Source organism: Streptomyces sp. NPDC002793 (assembly GCF_040295485.1).
GTDB lineage: Bacteria > Actinomycetota > Actinomycetes > Streptomycetales > Streptomycetaceae > Streptomyces.
The window spans coordinates 253,979-266,957 of the sequence record NZ_JBEOVL010000005.1 but is presented as its reverse complement, the minus strand read 5'-3'; the positions used below and the strand labels follow the sequence as shown (position 1 = coordinate 266,957).

Below are 12,979 nucleotides of genomic sequence, written 5' to 3'. Positions count from 1 at the left end.
CCTATCTTCAACCGCGGCTCTGTGCTGCTGTTATTCTGGGGCGGGGGGCGGGGGCCCGCCGCGCCGCGCGACCGCAAGCCCGTACGGGCTACCGAGTTGTCCACAGAACCGGATTCATCCACAGAACAGTCGGCCTCGCTGGTTCCCGACCCCGAAAGCATGGCAGGCTCTGTTCATTGCGAGCCTGAAGTCGAGGAGAGTGAATCCTTGCGGTCCGACGCCAACATCGCGGGACCGATGACCGACCCGGTCCCCGGTCCCCGTACCGAGTCCCTGGGGGACGGTGTTTCACGTGAAACACCACCGCCCATGGATGACACACCTATTGGCCGTGCCGCTCAGCTGGCGGTCGAGGCCCTAGGCCGCGCCGGTGAGGGGCTGCCACGGCCTGACCGGACACGCGTCATGGTCGTAGCCAACCAGAAGGGTGGCGTGGGCAAGACGACCTCCACGGTCAACCTCGCCGCGTCGCTCGCATTGCACGGTGCGCGTGTCCTGGTGGTGGACCTCGACCCGCAGGGCAACGCCTCCACGGCTCTGGGGATCGACCACCATGCGGAAGTTCCCTCCATCTATGACGTCCTGGTGGAGAGCATGCCCCTCTCCGAGGTGGTACAGCCGGTCCCGGACGTCGAAGGTCTCTTCTGCGCGCCGGCGACCATCGATCTCGCCGGTGCGGAGATCGAGCTGGTGTCATTGGTCGCGCGGGAGAGTCGACTGCAGCGGGCGATCCAGGCGTATGACCAGCCACTGGACTACATCCTCATCGACTGCCCACCTTCGCTTGGGCTGCTGACGGTCAACGCCCTCGTGGCCGGAGCAGAGGTGCTCATTCCGATCCAGTGCGAGTACTACGCATTGGAGGGCCTCGGTCAGCTGCTTCGTAACGTCGAACTGGTCCGTGGGCACCTGAACCCCGACCTTCACGTGTCCACGATCCTGCTCACCATGTACGACGGCCGAACCAGGCTTGCTTCACAGGTGGCGGAGGAGGTGCGCACCCACTTCGGCAAGGAGGTGCTGCGGACCAGCATCCCTCGCTCCGTGCGCATCTCGGAGGCCCCGAGCTACGGGCAGACCGTCCTGACGTACGATCCGGGCTCCAGCGGGTCCCTGTCCTACCTTGAGGCGGCCCGTGAGATCGCACTGAGAGGCGTCGGAGTGCATTACGAGGCCCAGCACGCCCCCGCGAGCGAGCCTGCCCACACGGGCGTCCAGAACAGTCAGCAGAGCCATTCGGAGGGCATGCAGTGAGCGAGCGTCGTAGAGGGCTGGGGCGTGGACTCGGTGCACTGATTCCCGCAGCACCGCAGGAGAAGCAGGCCGGGAGTCCTGCGTCCGGGGCGCACCCGGCGGGTGCGGCCCCCGTCATGACCGCCGAGCGGGGGGTGGCCGCTGCGAAATTGGCCGGGATCCCCTCCGGAGCGGGGGTCCCGGAGCCGAGTTCCCCCGTCGGGGACCTGGAGCCCGTCATCGGCCAGCCCGAAGCCGCCGGGGCGTACTTCGCCGAGATTCCCCTCAAGTCGATCACGCCCAACCCCAGGCAGCCTCGTGAGGTCTTCGACGAGGATGCTCTGGCAGAGCTGGTCACTTCCATCAAGGAGGTCGGTCTTCTTCAGCCCGTCGTCGTACGTCAGGTCGCCGAGGACCGCTTCGAGCTCATCATGGGCGAGCGGCGTTGGAGGGCATGCGGCGAGGCTGGTCTGGAGCGCATCCCGGCGATCGTCCGTGCCACCGATGACGAGAAGCTGCTCCTCGACGCACTGCTGGAGAACCTGCATCGGGCTCAGCTGAACCCTTTGGAGGAGGCGGCGGCGTATGACCAGCTGCTGAAGGACTTCAAGTGCACTCATGATCAGCTGGCCGACCGAATCGGCCGGTCCCGTCCTCAGGTGTCGAATACGCTGCGTCTGCTACGGCTCTCCCCGCCGGTGCAGCGCCGGGTGGCGGCCGGGGTCCTCTCGGCCGGCCACGCGAGGGCCTTGCTGTCGGTGGACGACTCCGAGGAACAGGATCGGCTGGCTCACCGCATCGTGGCCGAGGGGCTTTCGGTACGTGCGGTCGAGGAGATCGTCAACCTTCTCGGATCCGAGCCCACCAGCTCCGCGAAGCCTCGAGGTCCCAGGGCGGGCAGCAGAGTCGCACCGGGTCTGACTGATCTTGCGTCGCGCCTGTCCGATCGGTTCGAGACTCGGGTGAAGGTTGATCTCGGGCAGAAGAAGGGAAAGATCGTCGTCGAGTTCGCCTCGATGGAGGATCTGGACCGCATCCTTGGCAGCCTCGCCCCTGGTGAGGGGCGCGTACTGGAACGGAGTACAGAGGAAGAGCAGGCTGAGGGCGACGACGCCTGACCCTGCTGGACCGTGAGGGGCGGGCCGAGTTCCGGGAGGCTTCCGGAACTCGGCCCGCCCTTTGCCGTCTCTCGGTGTCCCCATTACCCCTAGGTGGATACGATGCGTTCTGGTATGGCGTATCCACCACCGTGATCCACCGCAGAGGAGGCGGGGGCCGTGCGATCAGTGAATCGCAGCCACCTGGTGTCAGTCTGTCTGGGGCTTGGCGCTGTCGGAGGGTTCGTCGGCAGCCTGTTCAGAGAGCGGAGTGCGCTGGCAGCCGCCCGTGATGCGGCGGGTGAAGGAAGTGAGGAATCGCCTACATGGGGCGTCGGCTCGTACCGCTCACACTGGACAACCTTCCGGATCTCCCCAGGCGCTGCCGCTCGTGTGTCTTCTGGGAACTTGATCCGGTCAGCGGGGAAGCTGCGGTAAAGGCAGGCAGGCCCGAGCTTGAGAAGGAAGCCTGGATCTCCGCTGTCTTGCTGGAGTGGGGTTCCTGCGGACGGGTGGTCTACGTGGACGATGTCCCGGCCGGATTCGTTCTCTATGCACCGCCTGCCTACGTTCCCCGAGCCACGGCCTTTCCAACCAGTCCTGTGTCCCCCGACGCCGTGCAGTTGATGACTGCGTTGATCGTGCCAGGATTTCAGGGGCAGGGGCTGGGCCGCGTGATGGTGCAGACAGTTGCCAAAGACCTTCTGCGGCGCGGCTTCAAGGCGATCGAGGCCTTTGGAGACGCACGGTGGAAAGAACCGGCCTGCGTCCTGCCGGCGGATCACTTGCTCGCGGTCGGCTTCAAGACGGTGCGCCCTCACCCCGTGCATCCGCGGCTGAGGCTTGAGCTGCGCACGACGCTCTCCTGGAAGGAGGACGTCGAGCTCGCCTTGGACAGGCTGCTGGGCGCCGTGCAGAAAGAGCCGGTGCTGCGGCCTCTCTGACGGCCGCGATCGATCGCTGAGGAGCATGCACAACGGGCCCACCCCGAAGGGTGGGCCCGTTTCACGTGAAACAGCCAGTGCTACTTCTCGTTACTTCTGCACGATGAAGTTCTCGAGGTCGCGGAGAATGGCGGCCTTCGGCTTGGCGCCGACGATGGTTTTGGCGACCTCGCCGCCCTGGTACACGTTGAGCGTGGGGATCGACATCACGCCGTACTTGGCCGCAGTGGCCGGGTTCTCATCGATGTTGAGCTTGACGATCTCGATCTCGTCGCCGTACTCAGCCGCGATGGCCTCCAGCGAAGGCGCGATCTGGCGGCAAGGGCCGCACCAGGCAGCCCAGAAGTCCACCAGCACGGGCTTGTCGTTCTTCAGGACGTCCTCATCGAAGGAGTCGTCGGTCACGTTCTTCAGGGCGCCGGCCACGGCGGCCTCCTTAACTTGCGGGGGTGTGGGGTTCGGGGGAGCAGTCAGACTGCCGGGGTCTTCTCGGGTTCGGCGAGCTGCTCGTCGGAGAGCGCGGCCAGGAAGCGCTCAGCATCGAGAGCCGCAGAGCAACCGGTTCCGGCCGCTGTGATGGCCTGCCGGTAGGTGTGGTCGACGACGTCACCGGCGCCGAAGACACCCTTCAGGTTCGTGCGCGTCGAGGGGGCCTCGACCTTGAGGTAGCCCTCGTCGTCCAGGTCGAGCTGGCCCTTGAAGAGCTCTGTGCGGGGGTCGTGGCCGACAGCGATGAAGAGGCCCGTCACCGGAAGTTCCGACGTCTCGCCCGTCTTCGTGTTGCGGAGGGTGAGGCCGGAAAGCTTCTGGTCGCCGTGGACCGCGGCGACCTCGCTGTCCCATGCGAACTTGATCTTCGGGTCGGCGATGGCACGTTCCTGCATGGCCTTGGAAGCCCTCAGGGAGTCGCGCCGGTGGACGATCGTGACGGACTTGGCGAACCGGGAGAGGAAGGTCGCCTCCTCCATGGCGGTGTCGCCGCCGCCGACCACGGCGATGTCCTGGTCCTTGAAGAAGAAGCCGTCGCAGGTGGCGCACCAGGAGACACCACGTCCGGAGAGCGCGTCCTCGTTGGGCAGACCGAGCTTGCGGTGCTGGGATCCTGTGGTGACGATGACGGCCTTGGCGCGGTGCACGGTGCCGGCGGTGTCCGTGACGGTCTTGATCTCTCCGGAAAGGTCGACGGAGATCACGTCATCGGGGATGAGCTCAGCACCGAAGCGCTCTGCCTGGGCGCGCATGTTGTCCATGAGCTCGGGGCCCATGATGCCGTCCTGGAAGCCCGGGAAGTTCTCCACGTCGGTGGTGTTCATCAGCGCACCGCCGGCGGTGACAGCTCCCTCGAACACCAGCGGCTTCAGCGACGCGCGAGCGGTGTACAGGGCGGCGGTGTAACCAGCCGGCCCGGAGCCGATGATGATCACATTACGGACGTCGCTCACGGGTTCTTCCTCGTCTCTGCGGACTGCCTACTGCCTACTGGGGCCGGTTCCATGACTCTCACCCCACCCAACGGATCCTAAGGGGCATGCATTCCCGATATGCCGGTCCGGCTCCGGGCAAGGCCCTCAGGGGCGCGTGTAGGAGTGCGTGAGCAGGAGCTGACCTTTTGTCGCAGGCGTGGAATTCACACAGGCCGCGTCGACGACATAGGCCTGGACGCGACTGGAGTCGGTTCCGTGGGGCAACACGACCAGGAAGGCGGCAGTCCCCTCGTAGGTGCCCTTTTGGACCGCCAGGGCGGGCGCGCTCCGGCCGGTGCCCTGCTGGATGCAGGGGGGCACCGCCACGATCGGGGTGCGAAGGGGGGTGCGGGGAGACATGTCGTCAGGCGAGGGGGTGCCCGGGGACGACTTGGTGTCCAGAGACGGTTTCCCCGAGCCTTGGCCGGGAGTCCCGGAATCCGTTGACTTGCTCAGGAGCGCATGGACGTGGCCTTCGAGCGTGTCCTGCGAAAAGCTTCCGTGGCTCTTCTTGGCAGCGCTGACTTCGCGGTCGGCGATCGTGCCGGCCGAATCCTGGGACGGCTGTAGGGATTGGAACAAGAAGACGCTCATGCCGACGGCCGCCGCCCCGAAGGCGGTTCCGAGGATCACCGTGCGGCGGCGACGCCGGGACGGGCTGCGACCGGGGCCGGTGGCTCCCCGGGGACGGCCGGCGGGCCTGGGCGCGGGCGCGACCTCCGTCGGCAGATCGTATGTTTCACGTGAAACAGGAACTGCGGTGTCCGGCACCTCGGCGGGGGATTCCGGCACCTCGGTGGGGGACGCTGCCTCCGAGGCCAGCGCCGCATCGACTCGGTCGATCACGTCTTCGGGCATGGGCTCGTTCAGGGGCAGAGCCGACCCCAGGAGTGAGCGGACCTCTTCCAGGGAGGCGTAGATGTCGCCGCAGTCTTCACAGGCATCGATGTGGCGGCGGAGGGCCACCTCGCGGGAGGGGGCGAGGAGGCCTTCGGTGAGGTCCGCGATCTCCGAGACGTCCGGGTGCTGAGCCGTGTCGGCCGTGGCCGTCATGCGCGCCCACCTCCACCCTTCACAGCTGCTGTATCGCTGTCGTCTGTGTCTCTCGGTCCTGACGCCGGTGGGACGGATGGCCCCTGAGTCCGGTTCCTTTCCACGGGGCCGTCCCTGCTGTCGCCTCTGTTGCTGCGTAGATGCGCCAGCAGGGGCAGCAGTCTGGCCCGTCCTCGCGCACAGCGGCTCTTCACGGTCCCGGTCGGTACGTCGAGGATGCGGGCGGCTTCGGCAACGGGGTAGGCCTGCATGTCCACGAGGACGAGGGCGGCGCGTTGTTCGGCAGGCAGAGTGGCCAGTGCGGCCAGGAGCTCGCGGTGCAGGTCCTGCCGTTCGGCCGGCGCCTCAGCGGATTCGTGGGGCTCCATGAGTTGATCGAGCCTGTCGGTGTCCTCGACCGGTGCGGTCTTACGCGAGGCAGCCTTACGGGCGCGGTCCAGGCAGGCATTGACGGTGATCCTGTGCAGCCACGTGGTGACGGCGGACTGGCCGCGGAACGTGTGTGCGGCGCGGAACGCGGAGACAAGGGCGTCCTGCACAGCATCGGCGGCCTCCTCGCGGTCGCCGAGAGTGCGCAGGGCCACGGCCCAGAGCCGGTCACGGTGGCGCCGCACGAGCTCACCGAACGCGTCCGGGTCGCCGGCGACGTGCTGGGCCAGGAGGTCCTGGTCGTTGATGTCGGCGAATCTGGCGTTGTCCAACGGTGAGCCCCCTCCCCTGGTGCCGTCAGCTCGTGATCTTGATGTCCGAGATCTTGCCTCTGTAGTTGCCGTCGTCGCTCAGAGGTAGCTTGGTCAGCCAGACCAGAACGTACCGTGCCTGCACCGGCTTGTCGGGGGTGAGGGCCACGTTTGTTCCGGATCCCTTTGCCGCCTTGGTGAAGCCGTCCGGCAGCTGAGGAAGGGACGAAGCCTCGGTGGTCCTCAACTCGACAGAGGTGCTGCCGCCGAGGAAGGACACCTCGACGTTGCCGACCTGCTGGACTTCACCGAGATCGAGAACGACTCCGACGCCCTCCTTGAGCTTTCCGAAGTCGGCGCTGTAGTAGCCGTCCGTGTTCCAGTAGGAGCTCGCGTCCCCGTCATAGGTGTTCTTTATCGAGGCGGGCTTCTCGGAGCCGTCCATGCCCAGTGGATCGTAGTCCTGAGCCGTCGCGACGGTGACGGGCTTGTCGGGTTCGACTGCGTTGTTGTCGTCGCCGTCATCAGCGGTCTGTGTCGGGGTCGGCTCCCCCGAGTCGTTGTCCCGGTTGAGGACGGTCTCCGCCAGTTGCCAGCTACCGAGGCCCAGCGCTGCGATGAGCAGCGCGGATACCGCCCACTTGAGGGCCTTGCCCGTGCGGCTCTGGAGAGGGGGCGGCGGGACAGCGATGACAGGCTGGGTGGCAGAGCTGGGGCGCGCTGACGGCCGCCCGTACGTGCCCTGCTGGTAGGTCGTGCGCTGGTACTCGGGCGGCGCGGTGAACACGGGTTCCGGGGGGAGGATGCGCGGCATCGCCGCGACGGCCTTGGCCAGCTCATCCGGGGTGGTGCACGGCTGCTCCTGCCGCGACGCGGTGGCTCCGTCGTTGGCGAGCGCGCGCATGGCGAGCTCGGACAGACCACGGTGGACGCCGGCCCGCACCTGGTCCGGGGGGATCAACCCCAGGTCCTTGGGCAGCCCCGAGAGGCCGTATGCGTCGCTCTCGTAGGGCCAGCGCCGGGTCAGAGCGGCATACAGAAGCGCGCCGATGGCTTCGGTGTCCGTACGCAGGGGCTGATCGGCGGTGATACCTCGCAGCGCGGCGTTCACCGCGAGACCGCGGATCCGGTACTGGCCGGTCGAGGTGCGCAGCACTGCGCCGGGTGTGAGGCGCAGATGCGCGAGCCCTTCGCGGTGCGCGGCGGCCATGGCCTGCGAGATCTGGCTCACGAGCTGGTAGGCGTCGTGTGCCTCCAGAGGGCCAGCGGCCAGCAGCGCTGTGAGTTCAGTGGCGTCGGGGAGCCATTCGTGGACGACGTAGACGAGGTCGTTCTCCTCCACGGCGTCCAGGACCTGGACGAAGCGAGGGTCGCCGAGAAGCGCGGAGGAGCGGGCTGCGGCCAGTACCGACCGGGCTCGCGGGTGGTCGGCCGGCAGCAGATGGACACCCACCGCGCGACGCAGCTTCTCGTCGACAGCGCGCCAGCTGCTGAATCCGTCCAGCCGGGTGACGCACTCCTCAAGACGGTAGCGCCTTGCCAGCTTGTGACCACTGTGCAGGTCGGGCGACGCCGGTACGGCGTCCGGGCCCTCGGCCCCGCTCGCCTCGTCCTGCGAGCCTGGGGCCTCTGCGTCCTGGGTTTGTGCCGTCCCGTCGGTCGTGGCCGCGTCCGCCTTGGCGGTCAGCGGCTCGTCGCCGCTGTTGTCGGCCACGTCGACAGCGGCCGTGCTACGTTCCGCCACCGTCGTTCCTGCCTCCCCATCCGTTGCGCGATGCCAGCCAGCTCTGCACAGTCACGCCAATTGTGCCCACACTCCGGTGCTATGCACGACACGCGGTGTCCTGCGATGGTTGTGCGGCTCGCCGCGCATTCAGCGGCCGAGCCGTCCTCGGACCATGCCGACCATGCCGTTGAGTTCCTCGATGCGCATCTTCTTGGCAGCAACGAAGAAGACGCCCAGCAGGACGACGCTGCCACAGACCAGTGCCACCACGGAACCGCCGGCTCCGTCACCCAAGGCTGCCAGGAGAGCGAAGCCCACGCCGCCGCCGACCACCGCCGCAGGGATCGCGGCCAGGCAGAGACGGGCGTACGTGCGCACCACACGGGCGCCGTCGAGGTCTCCGCCGAGCCGGTTGCTCAGTCGTCGCCAGGCGATTCCGACGCCGACCGCATAGGCCAGCCCGTAGGAGGCCGCCATCCCCACGACTGCCCACTGGGCCGGAAGAATCACGTAGCAGAGGGCGGAGGCTGCGGCGTTGACCGCCGCGACGATCACCGTGTTGTAGAAGGGGGTGCGGGTGTCCTCGTACGCGTAGAAACCGCGCAGCACGACGTACTGCACGGAGTACGGGATGAGGCCCAGCCCGAACGCCATCAGGATGAAGCCCATGGACCGGGCGGCCTCGGTGCCGCTCGAGGCGTAGAGCAGGGTGCACATCGGCAGCCCGAGCGCCAGGAAGGTGAAGGCGACCGGCACGATGGCCACGGCGGAGTTACGCAGTCCCTGGGAGATGTCGTCGCGGACAGCACCGGGGTCGTTGTCGTGCGCGGCACGTGAGATGCGGGGCAGCAGGGCCGCCATGACCGAAACGGTGATGATGGCCTGAGGCATGCCCCAGATCAGCTGTGCGTTGGAGTACGCGAGGAAGCCTGAGCCGTCCTTGCCCGCGAGCTTGCCCGCAGAAGTCGCGAGTTGGGTGACAACCAGCACGCCCGCCTGGTTGGCCAGAACGAAGAGGACCGTCCACTTGGCGAGCTTTATGGTCTTGCCTAGCCCGTGGCCCTTCCAGTCGAAGCGGGGCCGGAAGCGGAATCCTGCCTCGCGGAGATACGGGATCATGGCCAGGGCCTGGACCACGAGGCCGAGCAGCGTGCCGATGCCCAGGAGCCTGACGCCCTCCGCAGGGATCGTCTCCACGCCCATCCGGGATTCGGCCGAGGTGCCGTAGACCCAGATGAACAGGCCGAAGGTGAAGATCATCACGATGTTGTTGAGGACCGGGGTCCACATCATCGCGCCGAACTTTCCGCGGGCGTTGAGGATCTGCCCCATCACCACATGGACACCCATGAAGAAGATGGTCGGCAGGCAGTAGCGGGCGAACGTAACAGCGACGTTGTTGGCCGCCGGGTCGTTCGCGATGGGCAATGACATCATGCGGATGAGCAGCGGTGCGGCGAAGACCGCCAAGGCGACGATCAGCCCGAGCGCGACCATGACGAGCGTCAGCAGCCGGTTGGCATACGCCTCGCCCCCGTCGTCGTCGTCCTTCATGGACCGGACGAGCTGGGGAACGAAGACCGAGTTCAGCCCACCGCCCACGGTGAGGATGTAGATCATCGTCGGCAGGGTGTACGCGATGGTGAAGCTGTCACCGAGCATCGCCGCGCCCAGGGCCGCGGTGATCACGAGGCTGCGGACGAAGCCCGTGAGCCGGGACACCATGGTGCCCGCCGCCATCAGCGCACTGGACTTCAGTATCCCGGCGGCCTTACCGCCGGACTTCGGGGGCAGGGCCGCCGGCGCGGCCTCAGGCTCGGCAGGGGGGCCGGGGCGACGGCCGGATCCTTCCTGGTCGCGGAAGAGATGAGCGAAGGCGTCCTGCTCCCCACGGTCGTCGGAGGCCTGCGTGACGAGGTCGTCCACGCCTACGTACTGGGTGGTCGCGGCGTTGTCGCCGTAGGGAAGGTGCCGCGAGGGGCCTGCGGGCTCCGGTGGCGGCGGCTGAGCCCAGATGCGGGGGTCGGGTGCGTACTGGGCAGCCGGAGGCTGCTGATAGAGGGCCTGTGGCTCCTGATAGGTGCCTGGAGGCGGCGGCGGATGTGAAGCGCGGTCGTACAGAGCCTCGGCCACCGGGTCCTGCGAGGCGAGATCCTGGGACCGGTACGGGTCGTGGTCGTACGCGTGCTGCAGGTAGGGGTCGGGTGCGTCCCCGTCCCGGCCGGCGCCCGGTGGTACAGGCGGGCCGCTGGAAGAACCAGCTCCGCCCGCGCCCTGGCCGCGGTCACCGTCGTACGGCGCGTTCATCGAAACCCCACCTTATTGTCCCCGGCCGACAGGCCATGACAGACATCGCTCAACGGTCCACTTTCTCACCCGGGCCCGATGGGTTCCCGCTTTCCGGACCGGTGTCCGGTGCAGGGTCACTCGGCTGCTCGGGTTCGCCGTCGCCGTTCTCCGCTGTGCTGGCGGCGACGGTGCGCTTGCGGTGGATATACATCCTGATGCCCGCCAGGACCAGCAGCAGGAGTCCGCCGGCGATCACCAGGAGCACCGTCGGTGTGACTTCCGAGACCTTCACCGTGAAGGTCATCGCTTCGCCGTACGGGGCGCCGTCCGCGGTGAACAGCCGTGCGGTGACCTGCGCCTGTCCGTTGGCATTGGCCGAGGCGTCGAATTTCACGGACTGGCTGTGTCCGCCCGAGATCTCGACGGGTTGTTCGGCGACCGCCCCGCCGTTGTTGAGCTTGAGCCGGGTGGCGTTGCCCGACGTCAGACGGAGCACGAGGTGATCGACACCCTGCACCAGCTTGTTCTGCACGGTCACCGGAATCGTGGCGCTGCGGCCGGACAGGGTCACGTCCGACTTCGAGATCAGCTGGACCTCGTTCGTGAGCCCCTGCAGATAAGTGCGGACCGCGTCACGGTATCGCTGGGCCTCCAGCGGCTTCCCACGCCATGACGTCGAAACCGAGCGGTTGATCGCGTTCCCGAAGGGGGTGACCACTCGGTCGGGCTGAGTGAGGATGATCTGGAAACTGTTGAGCGAGTCCTGTGTCGTTTTGATGTCCTGGAACGCCTGAGTGGGTAGCTCCTGGCTTCGCAGCTTCTTCGGGTACTGGGAGGCTCGGGGCACCTTGGTGGTGGCTTGTGCGTCGGGTTTCTGTTCTGCCGCAGCCGTCAGATCGAGGGGCTCCGTCCAGCGCTCCGTGGTGAGCGCCTGCAGGGCGCGCGCCATGGTCTGCGCCTGGGCAGCGGTGGGAGTCCGCTGTGGGGCGACGACGATGCTGCGCTCGTTGTCGGGTGCCTGCTCCGTCAACGTCAACGTCTGGGCCAGAAACTTCTGGACGGCGAGCGTCGATGCGCCGGCCTTGGTCATGTCGCCGGTGAACGCGGTGGAGAGCCGGTGATCGGCGACGACGGCGGTGGTGCCACCACCGATAGGCCTGGCCGAGGTCGGTGTGTAGGGCAGCCTGTCGGCCTCCTTGAGGCTGTCGCTGCGGGCGATCACCTTGTGCGCGCCGGCCGAGGTGGCGACGTCGACGACGGATGGATCGATCGCACCGTCCATCGGCCAGGCGAAGTCGGTGGACGGCTTCATGTGGAGGACGGTCTCCACCGTTGTGCTCGCGACCTCGGTTGCCGCCTGCAGATGGCTGAGGGCACCGGAGACGTTCTTGCCACGGTGGGCGATGGACGCGAGATCGGGGTCCGCGAACGGAAGGGCCACGACCTCCCCGTCCTTGACGGCCGCCTGCAGGTCCGAGAGCCATTTCTTGGCGATGGCCTGGTTCTTCCCCGCGACCGTGGCGTCGCCGACCTTGACGCGGTAGTTCTTCGTCATCGCGTCGACCGACGCCAGCAGGTCCGGATCGATCACCCACGTCACGGGGAGCTGCCGCCCCAGGGAGACCAGCTGTTCCAGGCGACCGCCCGGAGCGAGCTCGAGGGCCAGATCGTCATCGGCGAACACAGGAGTCTGCTGCTCGTCGGAGCCCGTCTCGGCGGTGACATGGGCGGATGCGATCAGCGGCCAGAGGAAGGTGAGCTTCGTCTTGCTCTTGGTGTCCTTCGGCTGCCATGGCAGGAAGGTCCGCTGGATACCGAGCACCTGGTCGTAGGCGTAGTCGGTGGTCCTGCCGGTCAGGGACACCCCGAGCTGGTAGACGCCTTCGTCGTCCAGGTCCAGCTTGTCCACCGGAACTGAGAGGGTGAAGTCCTGGCTGACCCCGGACGCGAGTTCGGGAACCTTCAGCGTGTACGAGCCGCCGAGCTTGGCCGGATCGCTACCGGGCAGGTACCCGGTGCGCTTGGCGGCCTCGTCTACAGTCCCTCTGCCCGACAGCTGCGGGCCGACGCGCAGGTCGACCTCGGCGTCCGTGACCGTCTTCCTGCCCTTGTTGGTCAGGGTGCCGGAGACAGTGAGTGTGTCGCCTTCGACCGGCGCGCTGGGAGCGAGAGTGTCCAGGGACACATCTACGGTGCGCGAGCCGGTCGGGGCCTTCGCCGCTTCCTGGGCCTGGGCCGAGGGTGTTGCGGGACCGGCCAGGAGGCCGGCGATCAGCGGTGTCCCGATGATCAAGGAGGCTGTGCGCCGGAGCCACCGGCGGGCAGGGGAGGGATTCATCCCCTGAAAGTCTGCCGCCTCGGCCACGCGCATCCGTCCCTCGTCGTCGTCAGCTTGTACCGGCCCTGCCGGTCTCTGCGTCCCCGCATGGTAACGATGTGCTGGACGACTGAGTGCCGGGGACCGTGCCACATGATCGGGAGAGTCTCGCAGGGC

Annotated in this window: 10 protein-coding genes; 3 read left to right on the top strand and 7 right to left on the bottom strand. The window is 67.4% G+C overall.

From position 1 onward, the window contains the following. Positions 1-159: 159 nt before the first annotated feature. The 3 genes from ABT001_RS07435 to ABT001_RS07425 all read left to right on the top strand — a co-directional run bounded on the left by ABT001_RS07435 (position 160) and on the right by ABT001_RS07425 (position 3,274). Complete coding sequence (locus ABT001_RS07435; RefSeq protein ID WP_351273688.1) at positions 160-1,254, top strand: ParA family protein; 1,095 nt, start codon at positions 160-162, stop codon at positions 1,252-1,254. Continuing rightward, positions 1,251-2,351, top strand: a complete 1,101-nt coding sequence (locus ABT001_RS07430; protein ID WP_351273641.1) for a ParB/RepB/Spo0J family partition protein — start codon at positions 1,251-1,253, stop codon at positions 2,349-2,351. Before ABT001_RS07435 ends, ABT001_RS07430 begins: the two co-directional genes overlap by 4 nt. 305 nt (positions 2,352-2,656) lie before the next feature. Continuing rightward, positions 2,657-3,274: a GNAT family N-acetyltransferase gene (locus tag ABT001_RS07425; RefSeq protein ID WP_351273638.1), complete on the top strand. Its 618-nt coding sequence runs from the start codon at positions 2,657-2,659 to the stop codon at positions 3,272-3,274. A 90-nt stretch (positions 3,275-3,364) separates the two neighbouring features. Here ABT001_RS07425 and trxA read toward each other — a convergent pair whose 3' ends face one another. The 7 genes from trxA to ABT001_RS07390 form a co-directional block, all read right to left on the bottom strand. Next, entirely contained in the window at positions 3,365-3,700 is a 336-nt protein-coding gene (trxA, locus tag ABT001_RS07420; protein ID WP_351273636.1) for a thioredoxin, read from the bottom strand. 44 nt (positions 3,701-3,744) lie between these two features. After that, entirely contained in the window at positions 3,745-4,716 is a 972-nt protein-coding gene (gene trxB / locus ABT001_RS07415) for a thioredoxin-disulfide reductase (RefSeq protein WP_351273633.1), read from the bottom strand. Between the two features lie 126 nt (positions 4,717-4,842). Then, positions 4,843-5,790, bottom strand: a complete 948-nt coding sequence (locus tag ABT001_RS07410; protein ID WP_351273630.1) for an anti-sigma factor family protein — start codon at positions 5,788-5,790, stop codon at positions 4,843-4,845. Next, positions 5,787-6,491, bottom strand: coding sequence for an RNA polymerase sigma factor SigM (gene sigM, locus ABT001_RS07405; protein ID WP_351273628.1), 705 nt, complete (start codon positions 6,489-6,491; stop codon positions 5,787-5,789). Before sigM ends, ABT001_RS07410 begins: the two co-directional genes overlap by 4 nt. Before the next feature lie 25 nt (positions 6,492-6,516). Beyond that, positions 6,517-8,214: a protein kinase family protein gene (locus tag ABT001_RS07400; protein WP_351273626.1), complete on the bottom strand. Its 1,698-nt coding sequence runs from the start codon at positions 8,212-8,214 to the stop codon at positions 6,517-6,519. Positions 8,215-8,343: 129 nt separating this feature from the next. Further along, on the bottom strand, positions 8,344-10,503 hold the full coding sequence (gene murJ / locus ABT001_RS07395; RefSeq protein ID WP_351273623.1) for a murein biosynthesis integral membrane protein MurJ: 2,160 nt from the start codon (positions 10,501-10,503) through the stop codon (positions 8,344-8,346). A gap of 49 nt (positions 10,504-10,552) precedes the next feature. Next, a complete protein-coding gene (locus ABT001_RS07390; protein WP_351273620.1) occupies positions 10,553-12,850 on the bottom strand; it encodes a DUF6049 family protein in 2,298 nt (765 codons plus the stop codon). Positions 12,851-12,979: the final 129 nt, after the last annotated feature.